15 protein-coding genes and 1 pseudogene are annotated in these 20267 nt (G+C 69.5%); 9 read left to right on the forward strand and 7 right to left on the reverse strand.

What is annotated here, in order from left to right; translation table 11 throughout:
- Positions 1 to 20 precede the first annotated feature (20 nt).
- The 3 genes from OHB04_RS37660 to OHB04_RS37670 all read left to right on the forward strand — a co-directional run bounded on the left by OHB04_RS37660 (position 21) and on the right by OHB04_RS37670 (position 3766).
- On the forward strand, positions 21 to 1427 hold the full coding sequence (locus OHB04_RS37660) for a M24 family metallopeptidase (protein WP_326692118.1): 1407 nt from the start codon (positions 21 to 23) through the stop codon (positions 1425 to 1427).
- Between the two features lie 199 nt (positions 1428 to 1626).
- A complete protein-coding gene (locus OHB04_RS37665) occupies positions 1627 to 2616 on the forward strand; it encodes a WD40 repeat domain-containing protein (protein WP_326692119.1) in 990 nt (329 codons plus the stop codon).
- 628 nt (positions 2617 to 3244) lie between these two features.
- A complete protein-coding gene (locus tag OHB04_RS37670) occupies positions 3245 to 3766 on the forward strand; it encodes a hypothetical protein (protein WP_326809211.1) in 522 nt (173 codons plus the stop codon).
- A gap of 120 nt (positions 3767 to 3886) precedes the next feature.
- On the opposite strand, the gene OHB04_RS37675 is transcribed toward OHB04_RS37670, so the two are convergent.
- Positions 3887 to 4186, reverse strand: coding sequence for a hypothetical protein (locus tag OHB04_RS37675; RefSeq protein WP_326692121.1), 300 nt, complete (start codon positions 4184 to 4186; stop codon positions 3887 to 3889).
- A gap of 20 nt (positions 4187 to 4206) precedes the next feature.
- Between OHB04_RS37675 and OHB04_RS37680 the strand changes: the two are divergent.
- A pseudogene (locus OHB04_RS37680) lies at positions 4207 to 4968 on the forward strand (zinc-binding dehydrogenase); the annotation flags it as partial.
- A gap of 217 nt (positions 4969 to 5185) precedes the next feature.
- Here the strand turns inward: OHB04_RS37680 and gndA are convergent.
- The 3 genes from gndA to OHB04_RS37695 all read right to left on the reverse strand — a co-directional run bounded on the left by gndA (position 5186) and on the right by OHB04_RS37695 (position 11026).
- Positions 5186 to 6625 (reverse strand): NADP-dependent phosphogluconate dehydrogenase, encoded by a 1440-nt coding sequence (gene gndA, locus OHB04_RS37685; RefSeq protein WP_326692122.1) that lies wholly within the window; start codon positions 6623 to 6625, stop codon positions 5186 to 5188.
- A 186-nt stretch (positions 6626 to 6811) separates the two neighbouring features.
- Positions 6812 to 8602 carry a bifunctional 3'-5' exonuclease/DNA polymerase gene (locus OHB04_RS37690; protein WP_326809212.1) on the reverse strand — a complete coding sequence of 597 codons (1791 nt, stop codon included), beginning with the start codon at positions 8600 to 8602 and terminating at the stop codon, positions 6812 to 6814.
- A 105-nt stretch (positions 8603 to 8707) separates the two neighbouring features.
- Positions 8708 to 11026, reverse strand: a complete 2319-nt coding sequence (locus OHB04_RS37695; RefSeq protein WP_326809213.1) for an alpha-galactosidase — start codon at positions 11024 to 11026, stop codon at positions 8708 to 8710.
- A gap of 310 nt (positions 11027 to 11336) precedes the next feature.
- Here OHB04_RS37695 and OHB04_RS37700 point away from each other — a divergent pair, with 310 nt between their 5' ends.
- Positions 11337 to 11618 (forward strand): GlsB/YeaQ/YmgE family stress response membrane protein, encoded by a 282-nt coding sequence (locus OHB04_RS37700; protein WP_326692125.1) that lies wholly within the window; start codon positions 11337 to 11339, stop codon positions 11616 to 11618.
- Between the two features lie 895 nt (positions 11619 to 12513).
- On the opposite strand, the gene OHB04_RS37705 is transcribed toward OHB04_RS37700, so the two are convergent.
- Positions 12514 to 13191, reverse strand: a complete 678-nt coding sequence (locus OHB04_RS37705) for a macro domain-containing protein (protein WP_326809214.1) — start codon at positions 13189 to 13191, stop codon at positions 12514 to 12516.
- A 319-nt stretch (positions 13192 to 13510) separates the two neighbouring features.
- Here OHB04_RS37705 and OHB04_RS37710 point away from each other — a divergent pair, with 319 nt between their 5' ends.
- Positions 13511 to 15127, forward strand: a complete 1617-nt coding sequence (locus tag OHB04_RS37710) for an ADP-ribosyltransferase domain-containing protein (RefSeq protein ID WP_326809215.1) — start codon at positions 13511 to 13513, stop codon at positions 15125 to 15127.
- A gap of 152 nt (positions 15128 to 15279) precedes the next feature.
- Here OHB04_RS37710 and OHB04_RS37715 read toward each other — a convergent pair whose 3' ends face one another.
- Entirely contained in the window at positions 15280 to 15963 is a 684-nt protein-coding gene (locus tag OHB04_RS37715) for a TetR/AcrR family transcriptional regulator (protein ID WP_326809216.1), read from the reverse strand.
- A 206-nt stretch (positions 15964 to 16169) separates the two neighbouring features.
- Here OHB04_RS37715 and OHB04_RS37720 point away from each other — a divergent pair, with 206 nt between their 5' ends.
- The 3 genes from OHB04_RS37720 (at position 16170) to OHB04_RS37730 (ending at position 18640) form a co-directional block, all read left to right on the forward strand.
- Positions 16170 to 16799, forward strand: coding sequence for an MSMEG_1061 family FMN-dependent PPOX-type flavoprotein (locus tag OHB04_RS37720; protein ID WP_326809217.1), 630 nt, complete (start codon positions 16170 to 16172; stop codon positions 16797 to 16799).
- Between the two features lie 104 nt (positions 16800 to 16903).
- Positions 16904 to 17812 carry a PDR/VanB family oxidoreductase gene (locus OHB04_RS37725; protein WP_326809218.1) on the forward strand — a complete coding sequence of 303 codons (909 nt, stop codon included), beginning with the start codon at positions 16904 to 16906 and terminating at the stop codon, positions 17810 to 17812.
- A gap of 24 nt (positions 17813 to 17836) precedes the next feature.
- The gene (locus OHB04_RS37730) at positions 17837 to 18640 is read left to right on the forward strand and encodes a siderophore-interacting protein (RefSeq protein WP_326692131.1); all 804 of its coding nucleotides are present in this window, start codon (positions 17837 to 17839) and stop codon (positions 18638 to 18640) included.
- Between the two features lie 180 nt (positions 18641 to 18820).
- Here the strand turns inward: OHB04_RS37730 and OHB04_RS37735 are convergent, their stop codons facing one another.
- Complete coding sequence (locus OHB04_RS37735; protein ID WP_326809219.1) at positions 18821 to 20155, reverse strand: glycoside hydrolase family 18 protein; 1335 nt, start codon at positions 20153 to 20155, stop codon at positions 18821 to 18823.
- Positions 20156 to 20267: the final 112 nt, after the last annotated feature.

A 20267-nucleotide genomic window follows, 5' to 3' on the forward strand; every position in this document is an offset into this window, starting at 1 on the left:
CCTGACCGCGTGCTGCCCCGATGAATTCCTTTTCCCCAGAACAGCCCGCGACTCGGGCTGTTGAATTCCGTTTCGACAAGCGATGGAGATTCGTCATGCCTAATTCGGACGTGCCTACGTATTCGATGGCGGAGCGCGACCGCCGATGGGAGCTTGCTCGTCACTTCATGGACCGTGAAGGCCTTGACGCGCTCCTGGTTTTCGGTGAGCACGAAGACGCCGGGCCGGCGCCGGTCTCCTACGACACGTGGTTCACCAATGGTCGCCCCGGGACAACCGTGCTCTTCGCGAAGAACCGTGAGCCGATCTCCCTGTTCCCGATGGAGTTGTTCATGATGGACCACCTGGAGTCCTCACGCAGAGGCGACGTCATGTGGATTCCGCCGGAGAACGTCCGTGCGTCGCGCGATTCTCGCGCCATCGTCGCGACGATCACCGAACTCGGCCTCACGAGTGGGACCGTCGGTGTCGTAGGCCTGGAGCCCTATCCTCCGTGGTATCCCGAGGGCATCGTCCCCTACGGCCTGTGGAACAAGGTGCTGGCTCAGCTCCCGAACGTCGAGTTCAGGCCGACCGCCCTGGCGTTCCTGCGACTGATCATGGCGATGGGCCAGGAGGAGATCGCCGTCGTCCGCCACTCGGCCCGAATCGGTGACGAGATGGTTCGCGCGATGGTTGCCGCCGCCCGCCCCGGGGCCTGGGAGAGCGAGGTGTACGCCGCCGCCATGACGGCCGCGCACACCCGTGGAACGGTCGTCCCCGGAATGCACTTCTGGTCGGGTCCGGCCCCCGCTGCCTCCGGGCCGCCCCAGTGGGCATATCGGCCGCAAGCCCCTCGTGTGCTCCGGGACGGCGATGTCATCCGCGCCGAGGTGTTCAGCCACTTCGGCGGCCGGCACACCCAGCACCAGGTCACGATCGCGCTCGGCGAGGTGCATGAAGACCTCACGCGCGCGGCGAGCGTCGCGCGCGCGGCCTACGACGCGGGACTTCGGGCCCTGCGGCCAGGACGAAAATTCGGCGAAATCGTCGAGGAAATGCGCAAGTCCGTGGAGACGGCAGACGGGTGGGTGTTCGGCCCCGCAATCCACGGGCTCAATCCGATGATCGGCCTGTCCGGCTTTCCCGGTGACATCAGTGGCCGGCCCGGGGCCGAGGTCTACCCTTCCGTCCCGGACAAGACCACCATGCTCGGCGACATGCTGCTGGAACCCGGGATGAGTTTCGCGTTCGAGCCCAATTACGCGTTCGGGCGGCACCTGGCCTATCTCGGCGGCACGGTGATCGTCGGCGAGGACGGGGTCATCGAACTCAACCCGTACACCGCCCAGATCCTGCGAGCGGGGTCACCGGACACGCCGCAGGGTTGGCGCGGCCCTGGCCTCGACACCCTTCCCCACTTCGAGAACGCCTCGGCGAACCCGTGATCAGCGCCGTCCGGGCCAGCGCATGGGCTCTGCTCTGCCGGGTGCCGTGGGGTAATGAGCCCGTGGCCCAGGACAGCGGGATCCTGCCCCGCGCCCCCAAGCGTTCGGGGCAAGGGGCAGGGCAAGGGCGGGGACAGGTGGGACAGGCGTCTAGGAGCCGAACCGGGACGCGGAAGATCGCGCCGACTACCCTGCTCCGATGTCTGACGAACGTTTGATTCTGAGCAGCGTGGCGCCCGACGGCCGCCTCGACGACCTGGCGGTGGTCGAGGTGGACGGGGCGCCGTTGGTGGTGTGCACCGGCTTCTACAAACTGTGGAGCTGGGCTCCGCTGCGGGACGAGTGGCTGGAGCGGCCGTTGGCGTATGCCTTTGCCGAGGACCCACTTGCCGCCCAGTATCCGGATGCCGAGAACGATGTCGACTCGGTTGCCGTGGCTGTTTCCGACGGGCGCGTGGTACTGGCCGCCGGTGGCGATGAACAGGGAGCGGCCATCTGGAACCTGGACAGCGGCGAGCTGCTGCGCGGGACGACCTATGGCGAGCCCTACGTCTCGTCCGTCGCCACGGTGAAAGGTGCGGGACCACCACTGTTCGTGGCAAGCAGCGGGGTCCACTGGGACGGAGTCCGGCTGTGGGGGCCGTCCGGCGAGGAGCCTCCGGTGGAACTGGACGCCGGCCCGATCTGGGGTCTCGCCACCGCAAGCATCGACGGCCGCTCGCTGGTCGTCGGGGGCGGAGAGGAAGGGGTGGAGGTGTGGAACGCGGCAAACGGCGAGCAGGTCGCGTCGTTCCCCGTGGACGACGAGCAGCGGGCATACGCCGTCGCGTTGTCCCAGCTCGACGGTCGTCCGGTCGTCGTGGCGGGCACGGACTCCGGAAAAGTGTACGTGTTCGACCTGTCCGGGGACGAAGGCGATGATCCGATCCACGAACCGTCCACCGGTCATGAGGGCGGCATCAACGCCTTGGACATCGCCCTGGCCGGCGACAGGGTGGCCCTGGTGACCGGCGGCGAGGACGGGACCGTGCGGATCTGGGACCTCGCAGACGGCCGACAAATCGGGCCGCCGCTGACCGGCCACGATGGGAGCGTTGAAGCTGTGGTGGTCACCACGATGCGGGATCGCCCGGTCGCCCTGACCGCCGGCCGGGACGGCGTCGTACGCGTCTGGGATCTGACCCTCTGACAAGCTCTGCGCCTGACTGGCTGGTTGCGCCTGACGGGCTGGCTGTGCCTGACGGGCTGACGGACCGGCCAAGACGGTGAGCGCCCGTCCCGCTCGGGCGCTCACGTCGCTCGTCGTCGGCTACCGCCACATGCTCCGGGCCCGTGTGTGCTGGTGCCGCATCTCCACCTTCATCTTGTAGATGGACACCCCACGACCCACCCCATCGGTGAGCCGGCTGCGGACCGGCTTCCTCCGGGACTTCGATGCGGACCGAACTCGATGCCTGCGTCAGCCGCCATGCCTCGCAACGTCACCCTCTCGACGTCCAACGCGCAGGCGGACGGCCGCTGGTGCGGGCACCCGGCCTGCCGGATCTCGCCCTCACCCCGCAGGACCGCGTCACATTCACGTCACCGGCTGGGCCGGTGACGTTTTTGACTTGCCGACGACTGCTGCCCCGGCTACCCGCGTCGGCCGATGCGCGTATGGCGGCCCATGCCCTGAACCCAGCCTGATCGCATTGACCGTCCCGGAGATCCGCCAGCTGCTCGCTATCGTCTTCGACCCACCGGATAGATCACGAACCACACCGGCGCCCCTCGAAAGAAGGTGCCGCGACATCTGGTCAAGTGGCAGGGTCAAGCACGTGAGCATCCACGACTACCTGCCGACGAATCAGCGGCTGGCCCGGCAGCTCCTGGGCCAGCGCCTCCGGGCGGTGCTTCGCCTTCACGATCACGAGCTTGAGGACGAGCCTCGCGTCGAATACGGCATCGTCCTGCTGCTCGGCAGCACTGGGGAGGAGTGGCTGATCGACAAGGAGGAAGGCAAAGGAAATCTCATCTTCATCGACAACCCCGCACAGGCCATGTCGGAGAGCCCCTGGTACCGCGGCTTCTCTCGGCGCACGCCCATCGCAGAGCCGTCTTCGGACCATCCTCTGAGGTTCTTGGTGACTGAACCGATCACCGGGGTCGAGGTCATCGGCCGGGAATCGGAGGACGACGAGCTCCCGGACTGCTTCGCGATGTGTGGACTGCGGCTGACGACGAGCAGCGGCTCGCAGGCCTGTTTCGGCGGGTATCTCCGCGGGCCTGTCGTGGCCAGCGAGTTGGCGTTTCTTTCCCCCGACGAAGTCGCTCCTGACCTGTGTTTCACGCCGCTGTGACTTGGCTGACCGACTGACCGACGGGGACGATTGCCGAAGACCGGCGGCATGCTTCTCGTCCGCGCGGTCTCGCCCGAGTCGGGTCCGCGCGTCGAGGGTGAATGGCCGCCTCGCTCACGCTCAGGTGCTGACCGGTGCCGCGGGTGCCAGTCGTGCCGCTGGTGGTAGCGGGGGGTGCTGGGGGCAGGCTTCGAATGCCTGGATGACAAATCCGGCGAAACGTCGGGAGGCCGTGGCCTGGGTGGCGGGTGATGTGGCGTGGATCCCCTTGTGGGCCATGAGCATGAGGATGAGGTCGTCCAGGACGAAGTCGGGCCGCAGGCGCCCTGCTTCCTTGGCCCGCTGGGCCAGTCCGGCGACCGCTTCGACCGTGTACTCGCGGCCCGCGGTGGCATCCGTCGCCCCGGGGAAGGTCGACATGAAGGCTTCGGTGAAGCCCCGGCACGGTGACCGCGGTCGGTGACGGCGTCGACGCGTCGTGGACCGGCCGGCGGGTGTGGGGATTCACCGGCACCGGCGGAGGCTACGTCGAACAGGCCGTCGCGCCGGTCGAGGAGATCCTTCCCCTGCCCATGAACCTGTCCGCCGTCGACGCGGTGACGCTCGGCAGTTCCGGTGTGGTGGCCCACTTCGGGCTTCGCCACGCCCGTTTCGCTCCCGGGGAGACGGTCCTGGTGCGTGGCGCGGCCGGCAGCATCGGCATCATGGCTGTGCAACTCGCGGCTCACGGTGGTGCCGCCGCGGTGGCGGTCACGACGTCGTCGGCCGAGCGCGGCGAGCGGCTGCGCAGTCTGGGCGCGACCCATGTGCTGGACCGCTCCGGCGAAGGAGGGGAAGAGGCACCCGCGGGCTATGACGTCATCGTTGACGTGGTGGCCGGTGGGGACATGCCGTCGTTCTTCGACAGGCTCAACCCGAACGGCCGCACGGTGGCCGTGGGCGCTGTCGCGGGTCAGCCGCCGGCGGACTTCGGCACGAGGATGCTGGCGGCGTTCCGGAAGTCGATGTCCTTCGCGACCTTCAGCGCGGACACCGTCACCGGACCCGACCGGCGCGCCGTGCGGAGCGAGCAGTTCGCCGCGGCGAGCCGCGGCGGGATCGAAACGGTGGTGCACGAACTGCCGCCACTGGACCAAGCCGTGGCGGCTCACCGGAAGATGGACGCGGGTGAGGTCTTCGGCAGGATCGTGCTCACACCGTAGCCCCGGACCGCGGGCCGGCCCCGGACTTCCCCGGGGCCGGCACGGTAGGCGTGCGGCCGGGCTCGGGCGGTCTGCTCGGCTGGGTTCCACGCCGGTCGGGCTCGCGCCGTGCAGCTGGGTCCGGCAGTGACGTCGACGTCCCAGGGACGTTCGCCGCGAGCCCGCCCCACGCGGTCTCCTTGTACTTGACCTTTCTGGGATCAGCGGCTGTCGTGTGTCAGCTCTCGACCTCGGTCTTGTCGCCGCCCCAGAGGGTGTGGAACACGCCGTCGCGGTCGGTGCGGTGGTAGGTGTGTGCTCCGAAGTAGTCGCGTTGGCCCTGGGTGAGGGCGGCGGGCAGGCGTTCGGCGCGCAGGGAGTCGTAGTAGGCGAGGGCGGCGGCGAAGCCGGGGGTGGGGACGCCCTGGGTGACGGCTGTGGCGAGCACCTGCCGCCAGTCGTCCTGGGCGGCGGCGATCTCCTCGGCGAAGCCCTTGTCGGCGAGCAGGCTCGGCAGTTGGGGCCGGGCCGTGTAGGCCGTGGTGATCCGGTCCAGGAAGGCGGCCCGGATGATGCAGCCGCCGCGCCAGATCGCGGCGATCTTGCCGAGGTCGATGTTCCAGTCGTATTGCTCGCTGCCTGCGGCGATCTCGTGGAAGCCCTGGGTGTAGGAGACGATCTTCGATGCGTACAGGGCCTGTTCGACGCGGTCGGTGAAGGCCGCCGCCTCTTCCTTGCCGAGGGGCCGCAGTGCGGGTCCGGACAGGTGGCGGGAGGCGGCGCGCAGATCCGCGTGGCCCGAGACGGCGCGGGCGAAGACGGCCTCGGCGATTCCGGAGACCGGGATGCCCAGGTCGAGGGCGATCTGCACGGTCCAGCGTCCGGTGCCCTTCTGCTCTGCCTGGTCCTGCACGACGTCGACGAAGGGCTTGCCGGTCGCCGCGTCGGTGTGCGACAGCACCTCGGCGGTGATCTCGATGAGGTACGAGTCGAGGCGGCCTTCGTTCCAGGTGCGGAAGATGTCCGCGATCTCGGCGGGGGAGTAGCCGCCTACTTGCCGCAGCAGGTCGTACGCCTCGGCGATCAACTGCATGTCGGCGTACTCGATGCCGTTGTGCACCATCTTCACGAAGTGCCCGGCGCCGTCCGGGCCGACGTGGGTGGTGCACGGGGCGCCGTCGGGGGCGCGCGCTGCGATGCGCTCCAGCATCGGTCCCAGCGACGCGTAGGACTCGGCCGAGCCGCCCGGCATGATGCTGGGGCCCAGCAGGGCGCCCTCCTCGCCACCCGAGACGCCGGTGCCGACGAAATGGATACCGCGCTCGCGCAGCGCCGCCTCGCGGCGGCGGGTGTCCTCGAAGTGCGCGTTGCCGCCGTCGATGATCACGTCACCGGGCTCGACCAGGTCGGCGAACTCCTCGATCACCGCGTCCGTCGGCGCCCCCGCCTTCACCATGATCACCAGGCGGCGGGGCCTCTCCAACGACGCCACGAACTCCTCGGCCGAGGACGCCGGCACGAACTCGCCTTCGCTTCCGAACTCGTCCATCAGCTCCCGCGTCCTGGCGGACGTGCGGTTGTGCAGCGCGACGGTGAGGCCGTTCCGGGCGAAGTTACGGGCCAGATTGCGCCCCATGACGGCCAATCCGGTGACCCCGATCTGGGCCGATGCAGTCATGTGTACCCCTTCTGGAGCGTGTCTGTGCGGACGGCTGGTGCCGCGCCACACCCCTCCGATGATCTCGCAGCCCCCGGCGGCACGCTCGGTGGGGGTGCAGGGGCGGGGCAGCGGTCGGGGGTGAGCCCTCGAGGGAGGAGGCCCGGGGGAGCGGAGGCGCGCTGTGCCGGCCCGCGCCGGGTCGCCTCACTTGGCGTCGGCGTAGCACTCCACGACCGCGGTGGTGAAGGCGAACCGTACCGGGGTCCGGCCGAACGCCGCCACCCCCGCCTGTTCTCCCGCCACCCTGATCGCCTCGGCGACCGTCTCCGCCTCCTCGGCCGGGCAGTGCACGATCACCTCGTCGTGCTGGAAGAACACCAGCTCGGCAGCCATGCCCGTCAGCCGCTGCCGCAGGGAGGCCAGCATCAGCACCGCCCAGTCGGCGGCGCTGCCCTGCACCACGAAGTTCCGGGTGAACCGGCCCCGGGCCCTGGCAGCACCGCCACCGCCAGGGCGCTCCCCGGCGCCTTCGTCGGCCGTGACTTCCGTGCCCGCCGCCTCACCGGCCTCCGGGCCGCTGCCGCCTTCCTCCCCGGCCGTGCCCTGCCCCACCGGGGGGCAGGTGCGACCGAGGTGTGTGCGGACCAGACGCCCTTCCTCGCCCGCGCGCGCCGCGTCGTCCACATACGCGACAGCGGCGGGGAAACGTCTTCGGAGCGCGGCGAGGTTCTTGAGCCCGTCGCCGCTGGTCTGGCCGTAGATCGCGCCGAGCAGCGCCAGCTTGGCCTGGGCGCGGTCGCCCGAGAACGCCTTCTCCGACAGCTCGGTGTACAGATCGCGGGCGCTGCCCGCCACCGCCATCAGCCCCGGGTCCCGGGAGACGGCCGCCAGCACGCGGGGCTCCATCTGGTCGGCGTCCGCCACCACCAGGCGCCAGCCCGGGTCGGCGACCACGGCACGGCGCACCACCTTCGGAATCTGAAGTGCCCCGCCCCCGTTGGTCGTCCACCGCCCGGAGGCCGCCCCTCCGGGCACGTACTCCGCACGGAAGCGGCCGTCACGCACCCAGGAGCGCAGCCAGGACCAGCCGTGCGCGGTGTAGAGCCGGTAGAGCTTCTTGTAGCGCAACAGGGGCTCGACGGCCGGATGGTCGACCTTTTCCAGCTCCCACTTGCGGGTGGACGACAGCCGTATGCCGGCGCGCGCGAACGCGTGCAGCACCTCGGCCGGCAGATCCGGCCGCACCCGTATGCCAGGGCCGAACGCCCGCGAGACCTCCTCCTCCAGCTCGACGAGGTGGCGCGGCAGCCCGCCGCCCGCGTACCGCTCGCCCAGCAGCTCCAGCAGCAGCTCCCGGTGGATCTCCGCGCTCCAGGGGACACCCGCCCTGGTCATCTCGGCCGCCACCAGCGTGCCCGCCGACTCCCCCGCCAGCAGCAGCCGCATACGCTCCGGATGCTCGGCCCGCTCCGTACGGGCCAGCTGCGCGGCGTACACCTCCAGCAGCGCTTCCAGCGGCTCAGCACCCTCGGGCAGCGGCACCGGCCCGGTCTCGAACAACGAGGGCTGCGGGTCCGACTCGCGCGCCGCCGCATGCCGGTCGGGCGGGACGGGCAGCCCGTGCAGCCGCGCCCACGCCGCGGGCAGGGAGCGGGCGTGCCCCGCCATGCCCTCGTGCCCCAGCAACAGCGCCTCCGCCGCCTCCACGTCGTAACACCGCTCCACCCGCACCCCGGGGGCGGCTCCCGCCCGGAGGCCGGGGGAGGCCAGCAGCTCGGGCAGGATCTCGGCCGTCGAGCGCCATACCCAGCGGGCCACCTCCGGCCTGGACCGCACCGCTGCCGCCGCCGACTCCTCGGTGCGCACCGGCCCGGCCCGGTGCCCCCGCGCGTCCACCGGACACACCCGCACGCGTCCGTCCCCCACCGGTGCCAGCGCCCACCTGCCCCCGGTGACCTCACCCTCCGTGACGGGTTCCGCCACTGCCTCTGCCATGCCGCCGAGTCTTCCAGCTCCCACTGACAATGCCGCGCCGCGGCGGTCGTCTTCGCAGGTCGGCGAGGTCAGCGAGACCGGCTGGGCCGGCTGGGCCGGTGAGATTCAGCGAGGTGATACGGGGGCGGTGGTGCCGGCCGTGGCTTCCAGGTGCAGCAGCCAGGCACGCTCGGGGGGCGTCAGCGGGGGCTGGAGGCCGAGTCCTTCCAGGGCGCGCCCGCTCAGCGTCGTACCGCCCGCGGACCACCAGCGGGGCGGCGTCGCCCCGGCGGGCGGGGGAGTGCCTGTCGGGTGTACGACACGTATGCGGTAGCGCTGTGCCGGATCCAGGCCCGGCAGTCGCACGGGTGCCGGTACGCCGTGAGCGGGGACGGCCAACTGCGCGTAGCAGAACAGCGCCTCGCTCCGGTCCGCCGCGACGACCCCGTGCACCCACGCCCCGGGGTCCGGATGGTCGGCGCGCACGACGGCGCCGGAGTGCAGCAGCGCACGGTGCCGCTTGTAGAGGGCGAACACCCGCTGGAGCGCCGCCCGTTCCGCGTCGTCCGCCGCGCCGTCGATGTCCCACTCCGCCCCGGCGTGGCCGAACAGCGCGGTCGCGGCCCGCAGGTCCAGTGCGTGGGTGCGGCCCGTGGTGTGGGCGCGTGCGGGCCCGATGTGCGCGCCGAGCAGTTCGGGCGGCAGGAACACTCCGGTCCAGCGCTGGATGGCCTGCCGTTCCAGCGCGTCGTTGCAGTCGCTGGTCCAGACTCTGTCGGTGCGCTCAAGGATGCCCAGGTCCACCCTGCCCCCGCCGGAGGCGCAGCTTTCGATCTCGACGTCCGGATGCTGGTCCCGCAGCGCGTCCAACAGCCGGTAGACGGCGACGGTCTGCGTGTGCGCACCGGCGCGCCCGGCGTGCTGGGCCGCCACCAGGTCCCGGTTGTGGTCCCACTTGAGGGCCGCGATCTGGTGCGCGTTCAGCAGCGCGTCGAGGCGCTCGTGCACATACGCCCAGGCATCCGGTCGCGCCAGGTCCAGCACGAGCTGATGGCGGGCCTTCGGAGGAGTACGCCCAGGAGGGGCCAGAACCCACTCGGGGTGGTCGCGGAACAGCCGGGAATCCGGGTTGACCATCTCGGGCTCGACCCACAGCCCGAACTCCATGCCCAGGGAGCGCACATGGCCGATGAGCGGCCCCAGCCCGCGCGGCCACACCTCCTCGTCCACGTACCAGTCGCCGAGCCCCGCGTGGTCGTCACGGCGGCCCTGGAACCATCCGTCGTCCAGCACGAAACGCTCCACCCCCGCCTCGGCCGCCGTCTCGGCCAGTGCGCGCAGCCGTTGCTCGTCGTGCCGGAAGTAGACGGCTTCCCACGTGTTGAGCACCACCGGGCGAGGCCGGGACCAGCGGGCGCGCGGTGGCCGGGAGCGCAGCCAGCCGTGGAACGCGGAGCTGATGCCGTCGATGCCCGTGTCGCTGTACGCGGCACACAGCCACGGCATGGCGTACTCCTCTCCGGGGCCCAGTGTCAGCTCACCGGGCGCGAGCAGCTCTCCGCCGCCGAGCATCCCCCCACCCTCCGGCAGCCGCTCGGCGTAGAGCGTGTGCCCGCCGCTCCATGCCACGTGCGCGGCCCACACCTCGCCGTGCCGGAATCCGAAGCCGGATGCTCCCGCGAGCATGCCTATGGTCGCGTCCAGCCCCGGCCTGCCCCTGCGCGACTCGCGTACGCGCAGTCCGTCGTGGAAGGGCTGCCGCTGCGGGACGCGCTCACGGCAGTGCCGCCCGGTGAAGTCCAACAGCTCGGTGGCGTGCGCGGGCAACGGCAAGGCGGCCTCCAGCCCGTCCAGCGCGTACGGTGCCCGCCCGGTGTTGCGCAGTACGTGGCGTATGCGCAGCAGCCCGTCCGGGGCCAGCTCGATCTCGGTCCGCAGCCGCAGCGCGGCGTGCTCGTCCACGGCGGTCAGCGTGGCGCGTCGGATGCCGTGCTGGTGACTGTCGGCGGGTGACCCAGCGGCGTGCGCTGTGCCGCCCGACGTCGTACCGGATGGAGCAGCCGACGGTGTGACGGACTCCAGGGCGAAGAGCGGCGTCCAGTCGGCCCCGTTCCGATGACCGCGCAATCCGGGCCGACCCGGGTATCCGGTGGCGTGCTCCGGCAGCAGCCCCGGCGGAACCGGGGAGTCCGGGCCGGCCGGGGGCACCGGCGCCGAGAGCGCGTCGGCGAGGTCGGCGGCGCGGTCGAGATCGGTCTGATCCAGGGGAGCGCCCCAGTGCACGACCGAGGGCAGCCCGGCACCGCGGGCGTCGAGGAGAAGACATACGCGCGCGTTGGCCACCGCCACGAAGCCGCGTGGGGTGACGGGGGAGTCAGGGCCGGGGGACGGCACGGTGGAGTCGGCGGCGGGCACGGGGGAGTCGGGCGCGGGGGAATCCGGCATGGGCCACACTGTCGCCGAGCGCCGGCGGGGAGGGAAGCGGGCAACTCCCTTGCGGTACGGCGGTTTCGCGCCTACGCGACCGGTCGGCGGCGAGCCCCGCGATTTCGCTCGGCGCACCCTGGGCATGATCGCGGAGTTCGAACCCGCTTTCCTCTCGCCCCCGCGGTCGGAGGCCGGAGCTCCCAGGGGCTCCGGCCACCCATCCCGGTTACCGACTGCTATCCCGTAGGCCCGCTCCGTGCGACATATTCGCCGACCTTTTGGACACTCGTACGGGGAGCTCTGCTCAAAAGGGTTGAAAGGGGAACCCGTGGATATCTCAGGCATCATCAGCGCCGTCATCATCGGCCTCGTCATCGGCGCACTCGGCCGCCTGGTTCTGCCGGGCAGGCAGCACGTCGGCCTGCTCTGGACGCTCGTGGTCGGCATCATCGCGGCGCTGGCGGGCACGGCCATCGCCGGCGCCGCCGACGTCGCCGACACCAGAGGAATCGACTGGATAGAACTCGCCATCCAGGTCGGCCTCGCGGCGGTAGGCGTCGGCGTCCTGGAGGGCGCGCAGTCCCGCGGACGGGCGGGACGCCCCCGGTAGCCTCGGCGGCCCGCTCCCTGAGACCGGTTACGCGCCTGCCAAGGGCGTCGTACGCCAACGCGGCACCCCTGGGCGCGCACGCACGCGGCCTCGGGGCGGTGCGGTGCGGTTCGCCGTAGCTCTGTGTCACGGTGCGTACGGTCACCGGGTTCAGCGAACAGGCCCCCGGGAGAGTTGGCCCCCGGCCGTCCGTGGAACTGGCATGGGCATGCCGCCTCCGGAGCCATACCCGCCGGTCGAATCCCCCCCCGGGCCACTCTCCGCGAAGCCCTGAAATGCCCCGTGAACAGCTTGGATGTTGGTTGCGGGGCGCTGGTGTCGGTGCAGGCGGATGCGATCCGAACGAGGGGGCGGACGCCGGATACCGGCAGATCAGCCGGCGCGGATCGTCCACCGCGACACTGAGGGCACGTTCATCCTCATGGGAGGGAACACCTTGCTGGGTGTCCCGGTCCCCAACCGGTCAACCGCTGACCTGGATGACCCCGAGATCTCGCTCGACCCGGACGACGTCTACGCCGAGCTCTGCGACGCCGATCTCTACGGCACCGAACTCGAAAGGCGAGGACTGAGCAACAGGCGAGGGACTGAGCAACGCCGGGCTCGAAAAGGGGCGGACAGGTTGCTCCTGGCCGACGGCCCGTCTGCCAGGAGCTTCACCACTTCCCGGCACGCGCCCCCTACGCCAACCCGCCTGCCTGTGAGGTGAGTTGGCGGGGCGGGGCTCCGTACAAGTAACCAACGTGAAGTCTCTGGTAGCCGGGGACAGCGTCCTCCGGTGAAAGCCGTCCCACCTGGGGCTTCACGTCTTCGAGCGGTCGAGCAGCCGGTCGTGGGAACCCCGCACACGCGTATCAACTCACTTGCGGGGGACCGTTTCCACTGAGAACCCCAGTCAGCGACGGGAGGTGGGGCGCTGGGGTGGGGCGATGCGTACCCGCTCTTCGTCGGGCGCGTTCTCGATGTCGTCGAGCTGCGCGGTGATCGTGCTGCGCAGGTCGTCGTAGTCCTCGAAGTGGTAGTCGTTGAACAACGTGTAGCCCGTCCACATCAGGTTCGCGCACACCCGTGCCGACACCCGGCCGGTCTGGGCGCCCATGCCGACCAGCGCCACCGACTCGATGCTGCCCGGCGTCTCCTTGTTCTGCCGGTGGACCGCCTGGAACGCGGCGGCGCACGCCAGGGCAACGTTCAGGGTCTCACTCACGTTCTGTGAGGAGTTCTCCATCGTCGGCGTCGAGATCAGGAACTTCGGGTTGGTCGCCCCCGACGGGACGCACACCGCGCTTCCCACGGGGAGCCGTCCCGCGGACTGATCGCGGATCGCCCGCTGCACGCGCAGCTGTATGCCCGCTCCGAGGTGCCGCTTGATGACCGCGTCGACACCGCCGTCCATCCGGCCCCGGGAGTTGGTCGGGTTGACCCAGGCATCGACGTTCTCATCGAGGATTGAGCCTTTGCGGATCTCGATCTCGGGGGTATCGGCAAACGCCGCCTGCCACGCCTCCACCACCTTCGTGTTGATATCGGTCAACACGACCCTAAGCGGCGACGGCACGCGGTTTACGGTCACAATCCACTCCAATCGAGAAACGGTCCTTCCACCGGTCATGACGCTACCGTGTCCCACTGACAACGCCTCTGCCGACGACAGTTCGTGACCTATCGTCACGATTGCGAGCGTACCGACCCGGTGCTAGCCTGCCGCCAGATTTTCGCGGACCAAGTCTTGAACTCCGACGCCGCCGAGGAGAGTCGGCCGGCCCACATGCCCGGCGTCGGGGGTTCTTTGCCGTTGGATTCAGGCGGATCCAGGGATTTCCCGTGGAAATCGACCACCTCGCCAATCACGCTCCCGCCAGCACGGGTTGACAATTCGGAGTCCCTCCACAATGAGCGATGCCAATACCCCCGCCAAGCCCGACCCGAATGACCCGCTGGCCCTCACCGAACTGTTCAAGGGCGGCGGCGAACCCTGGCTTCCGCTGCTGAAGCCGGTCATCGAGGCGCAGCCGGACGCGGCCACCTTCATCGGTCCGGGCCGTGGCCCGGACGTCGTCCCCGTGCGCGAACTGACCTTCCAGGCGCTCAAGCCCAACCCGCCGCACAAGTGGAAGGTCGTCATATTCGGCCAGAACCCGTACCCGCGGCCGGAGAGCGCCACCGGCATCGCCATGTTCGACAACACCTTCCACGACTGGAAAGACAGTCAGTTCGGCAGGGTCGTGAGCATCCGCTGCATCATCAAGGCAGCGGCGATGTGGAAGTACGGAATTCCCAAGAAGACCCCGATCGCCGACGTTCGCGCGCTTTTGAAGAAGCAGGAGACCGTTCAGCCGCCGGAATGGTTTCAGGCGATGCTCACGCAGGGGGTGCTGCTGCTGAACGCGGCTCTCACCGCCAGCGGTAACGAGGCGCGGGGGTCCGACCGGCACGCCGGATTCTGGCGTCCGGTCGCCGAGCGGATCGTCGAAGAGATCCTCAAGGCCAAACAGAACGCTGCCGACGAGGACCGTGGCGTTGTCTTCGCCTGGTGGGGCGCTCACGCGCGCAATCTGAAGAAGATCGTCCTCGAACTCCAGAAGAAGTACCCAGAGGTCGACGTCCGGCATATCGACCACCCCAACCCCGCGGCGCAGGGCGACATCTTCTGCGAAGGCGACCATTTCGGGATGGTGAACGACGCCCTCGCGTCGCTGGGTGCCGATGAGATCGACTGGCTGCCGAGCCAGGGGTGGAACAAGCTCGCGGCGGCGGCCGGCGGGACGGAAGGCGACATCGCCGAACGCATGGGCACGTTCATCGCGTCCACCATGGAGCTGCACCAGCTCTATCTCGAACGGCTCGCCAGCGTCAAAGACGAGGGGCTCGTCCTCCCGGCGATCACCGGTGTGTTCGACACCGCGCTCATGGAATTTCGTGACGCCGTTACCCCGGTCGCCAAGCTGCTGTCCGGTCTCGACCAGCACGTCAAGCTGTCGCACGAATTCGGCAAGAGGCGGGCGGACGAAGCGGCCGACAGCCTGTCCGCCGATGCGATCGCCGCCCTGTACCTCTATACCTGCGAGTCCGCGTTCTACCGGGAGATCAACGCCATTCTGCGCTCCCCGGACCGGACCAAAATCGTCCCGTACCTCCCGTATCTTCGCCTGTTGTTCTCGGCGGTATCGGGGCTTCCCGCCCGCACGGAGCCGTTGTGGCGCGGGGTATCGCTGGACCTGCGCGCGCAATACCCACTCGGACGGACCGTGACCTGGTGGGGCGTGTCCTCGTGCACGTCCAAGGTCGGCGTGGCACGGGGATTCCTCGGCAGCCGCGGCAAGCGAACGCTCTTCGAGGTGCTCCCCGTCCGGGCCGTGGGCATCCGCAGTTTCTCCTCCTTTACCGAGGAGGAGGAATTCATCCTCCTGCCGGGCACGCAGCTCAAGGTGTCGGACGTAAAGACCGAGCGCAGCGGCCTGTGCACCGTGAAGCTGACCGAATTGGAAGAGCAGACCCTCGTGTCCTGAGCGAGCGCGGATCGGCTCTCCCGCGTCCCAGCTGCCCGATGACGACGTCGAGTTGAGCCCTGTCGGGCTCCGCGGGTGCACGGCGGAATCCGTTCGGCCGATTAACCCCCAACCCCCAACCCCTACCTCCCCCTTCCGCGATCACTGCCCTCTCAGCCCGAACGCTCCGCTGCCCCGCCCATGGCATCCACGCCACCCATATCGCCCAACGCGCCTGCTCCGCCCGTGAGGTAGCGCGTGAGCATGGCGACGAGTTCGTTCTCGAACTGGGGGATGTCGATGGGGTCGGGGGCGGCGATGAGCTGGTGGACGAGGAGTTCGATCGTGGAGACGACGAGACGGGCGGCGATGTGCGTGTCGCCGACCTGGACCTCCGGGTGGCTTCCGAGCAGCTCCCGGACGTAGGCGACCCGTGCGCGCCAGTGGTGGGTGATCTTCTCAAGGAGCTCGGGGGCCCGGGGTGCCTGCTCGGCCATGACGCGGAGCAGTTGAGGGTCGTCGAGGTGGTTCTCGATCGCGGTGTGTACGAACTTGCGGATGATCTCTTCGAGGGAGTCGGGCAGTTCTTCCTCCTGGCGGCGTGTGACGGCGGCTGCCCCCGCTTCGAGGTGCTGGGTCAGCAGCTCGACGAGGATCGCATCCTTGTTCGGGTAGTACTGATACAGCGAGCCGATCGAGATCCGTGCGCGCTCGGCGATCCGGTTGGTGGTCCCGGCGGCGTAGCCGTGTTCGGCGAAAACGTGAGCAGCGGCGGCGAGGATGCGCTGTCTGGTGAGTTCGGAGCGAGCCTGTCGTGGCTGTTTACGTGGCTGAAGTCCGCGATGACCGGACGGCATGGCACCTCCTGGACAGCGCCGCGAAAGCGAGTGGCGCAGGACCTGAATAATTGCTCACAATAGTGCCATGAACTGCGACGGAGCGGTGAACGACTGCCGTCGGCAGGGAAGCGGGAGCAGGTGACCGACGTGGGCCCGCGCGCCCACCGCCACCCCGCTGCCCCCTCCCTTCCGCTCCCGCCCCGCCCTCCCTGGAAGGAGACTTCATGGCGCATGTCAGCACACGGCCTCGGCAGGTGTCGCCGGCCGAGGTTCACGCCCGGCTGGGGGAGCCCGAAGCCATGACCAAGGCCAAGATCCTCGACCGCGTTGACGACTACTCCCGCCTCTTCATCGCGCATTCCCCCTTTCTGACGCTGGCGACGATGGACGCGGCGGGGCGCGCCGACTGCTCACCCCGTGGTGATTACCCGGGGTTCGTGAAGGTCCTCGACGATCACACGCTCGCGATCCCCGACCGGCCGGGTAACAAGATCGCTGATTCCTTCCGCAATCTCGCCGAGAACGACGGGATCGGGCTGCTTTTCCTCATCCCCGGACTACGGGAAACGCTGCGGATCAACGGCCGCGCCTATCCCACGGACGAACCCGATGTGCTCGCCCGCATGCGGACCGAGGCCAAAGAAGCGGTGCTGGCGCTCGTCGTCGACGTCGAGGAGGTCTATTTCCACTGTGGCCGCGCGCTCATCCGCTCCAGGCTGTGGGATCCCGCGAGCCAGGCACTTGCTGAGGAAATCCCGTCGGCCGGCGAGGTCGCCATCGCCCAACTCGGGCTCGACATCGATCCGAGCGCTGTCGACCACCTCCTCGAAGACGGCTACCGGAAGCTCTACTGACCAGGTCGAGCCGACCGGGCCAGGTCGGCCAAGCCAGACCGGCCAGGTCGGCCAAGCCAGACCGGGCCAGGCCGAGCCGGCCCACAAGGTGAACGGAATCCCCGATGCAGCAGACCACTGTCGACCGTATCGACCAGGTCGCCGAAGACGTCGTCTCCCTCGTACTGCGCGCCGCCGCAGGCCCGCTCGCGCCCTGGGGGCCGGGAGCGCACATCGACCTGGCACTGCCGAATTGGCTGACCAGGCAATACTCGCTGTGCGGAGATCCGGCCGACCGGCAGTCCTACCGCATCGCGATACGGTACGACCCCCTCAGCCGGGGTGGCTCGGAATACATTCACCGGTTCCTGCGCCAAGGCCGCACACTCGAAGTGTCGCTGCCACGGAACCATTTCCCTCTCGAACCCGCACCGGAATACCTCTTCCTCGCCGGCGGGATCGGCATCACCCCTCTCCTTCCGATGCTGCGGACGGCGGTCGAGTCGGACATCCCTGCATCGCTCGTATTTCTGGGTCAGTCGCTCGCGACCATGCCCTTCGTCGACGAAATGCGCTCCACCTGCGGCGACCGGGTACGGGTCGTTCCCACGAAGCAGCAGGGCAGGCCGGACCTCGGCGCTCTGGGCTCCGCACTGGACCCCGGTGCGCTGGTCTACTGCTGCGGTCCCGCGTCGCTGCTCGCCGCGGTGGAGGACGTGTTCCCCGCCGAACGGCTGCGCACGGAGCGGTTCCACCCGGTGGCCAGGTCGTTCGCTCCGAACACGGAGTTCGAGGCGGTGTGTACCCGGTCGGGGCGGACGGTTCGGGTGCCGTCCGACGAGTCGCTGCTGGACGCCCTGACCCACGCCGGATACCCCGTTTCGGCCGGCTGCCGCGAAGGGGTCTGCGGCAGCTGCGCACTCACCGTCGTCGACGGCGAGCCCGAGCACCGGGACGACGTCGGCGCTCCCGCCGGCCGCATGTATGCCTGCGTGTCCCGCGCGCTGTCCGCCCGGCTCGTGCTGGATATCTGACTCGAAAGGAACGCGAGAGAAAGCATGTTGCCCAAGGTGCGCGCCCCCGAATCGCGGCGGATGATCAAGCTGGAGGTGCTCAGGAACACGAAGTTGACGCCCTCCTTCTCCACCATCACGCTCGGCGGCGCCGACCTGGAGCACTTGACTCCCATGGGCTTCGACCAGGCCGTGCGACTGTTCTTTCCCCGTGAAGGGCAGGACGGGTTGAGGATGCCGGGTTTTGACAACGAGGCGTGGATGGCGGAGCTGCTCGTGCTGCCGAAATCACGCAGACCCTGGGTGCGGAATTTCACCATCCGGCGCACCCGGCCGGAACTCGGCGAAGTGGACATCGAATTCGCCCTGCACGGTGACAGCCCGGCCTCCGCCTGGGCCCGGCACGCCCGGGCCGGGGATCCGGCGGGCATCTTCGACATGGGCATGTCCTACCTGCCGCCGGCTCATGCCGAATGGCAGCTGCTCGCAGGGGACGAGAGCGCCGTGCCGGCGATCCTGGCCATCCTGGAGCACGCGCCCGCGTCACTGGTCGCCGAGGTCTTCCTGGAGGTGTGCGGAGCCGCGGACTTCCGTACGGACCTCACCGTCCCCGAAGGCGTGCGTGTGCACTGGCTGGCCCGGGACAGCGCGGACACCCTGCCTGGTAGACCGGTTCTGGAGGCGGTCAAGGAGATGTCCCCGCGCCCGGGCCGGTTCTACACGTGGGTCGCCGGGGAGGCCGGATTCGCCACCGGGCTGCGCCGCCACCTGGTGCGCGAGCGCGGAGTGCCGAAGTCGGACATCGGGTTCTTCGGGTACTGGCGGCACGGCCGATCGAGCCCCGGCTGATCCGTACACCCGTCGGTCCGGCCTTCCGGAGCGGCGGAATACGGCCCTGCGGCACACCTGGCCGCAGGGCCGTACGACCGTACGTGCCCGAGCGTTACGGGCCCCGAGCCAGCTGTACGGGCCCGAGCCGTACGCGCCCGACGCGTCAGACGCGCCGTTCCGGTCCGGTCACTTCCGTCATCACCTGATGGCCTTGATCAGTTCGCCGTTCGCCGTGTCGCCGCTCAGCTCCCAGAAGAAGGTGCCGCCCAGGCCCTGTTGGGCGGCCCAGTCGCCCTTGGTTCCGATGGTCTCGGGGGTGTCGTAGCTCCACCACTGGTTGCCGCAGTGCGCGTAGGCGGTGCCGCCGGCCTTGCCGGTGGCCGGGCATCTGGTCTTGAGGTCCTTGTAGTCCTCGATTCCCTGTTCGTACTTGCCCGGCGCGGGCCCGCTCGCCTTGCCGCCAGGCGCGGACTGGGTGACTCCGCTCCAGCCCCGGCCGTAGAAGCCCAGCCCGTACAGCAGCTTGTCGCCGGGAATGCCCAGACCCTTGAGCTTGGCGATGGTGGCCTCGGTGTTGAAGCCCTCCTTGGGAATGCCCTGGTACGAACCGAGGGGCGAGTGCGGGGCTGTGGGCCCCTGTGCGTCCCACGCGCCGAAGTAGTCGTACGTCATCGGCAGGTACCAGTCCACGTACTGCGCCGCCGTCTTGTAGTCGGTGGCGTCCATCTTGCCGCCGGCGGAGGCGTCGGCGGTGATCGCGGCGGTGACCAGCTTGCCGCTGAACTTCGCGCGCAGCGCCTTCAGCACGTTCGCGAAGGCGTCGCGCCCGCTCGTGTCGCAGGTCAGGCCACAGGAGTTGGGGTATTCCCAGTCGATGTCGATGCCGTCGAAGAGCCCCGCCCAGCGCGGGTCGTTGACCAGGTTGTAGCAGGACTCGGCGAAGGCCTGGGGATTCCTGGCCGCCTCGCCGAAGCCGCCGGACCAGGTCCAGCCGCCGAAGGACCAAAGGATCTTCAGGCCGGGGTGCTTCTTCTTGAGCTTCAGCAACTGGTTGAAGTTGCCCCGCAGCGGCTGGTCCCAGGTGTCGGCCTGGCCGTCGACACTCTGGTCGGCGGTGTACGTCTTCTCGTAGTCGGCGAAACTGTCACCGACGGTGCACTTGCCGCCCTGGACGTTGCCGAAGGCGTAGTTGATGTGCGTGAGCTTGGCGGCCGAGCCGGAGGTCTCGACGTTCTTGACGTGGTAATTGCGCTGGTAGACACCCCAGTTGGTGAAGTATCCGACAGTCCTGCTCGCCGCGACGGAAGACTTCGCGGCGGAGGACTTCGCGGGTGAGGCGGCCGTGGCGGACTTCGACGGTGCGGCGGGGGCCTGCCGTTCGCCCGCCGAGGCGGTGGCCGACAAGAGGGTCGTCGCGAGCACTGTGGCGCAGGCCGCGCCCAGGAAGGCGAAGAGCCTGCGGCGCTTGGGGAGCGCGCGCCGAGCGGGGGTCGGGTGGGTGGAACGTAAGCGTCTTTCATCCGGTCCGAGCATGGTTCTCCTCGCGTGTGGGGTGCGGGGGGTGAGTGCTGCGGCCGTGCTGTGCGTCCTGGCATGGACACATCTGTACGTCCTACGTTCACGGGAATGTAGAAGGACTAGACCA

It is taken from the genome of Streptomyces sp. NBC_01775 (assembly GCF_035917675.1).
In the GTDB taxonomy this organism is placed as follows: domain Bacteria; phylum Actinomycetota; class Actinomycetes; order Streptomycetales; family Streptomycetaceae; genus Streptomyces.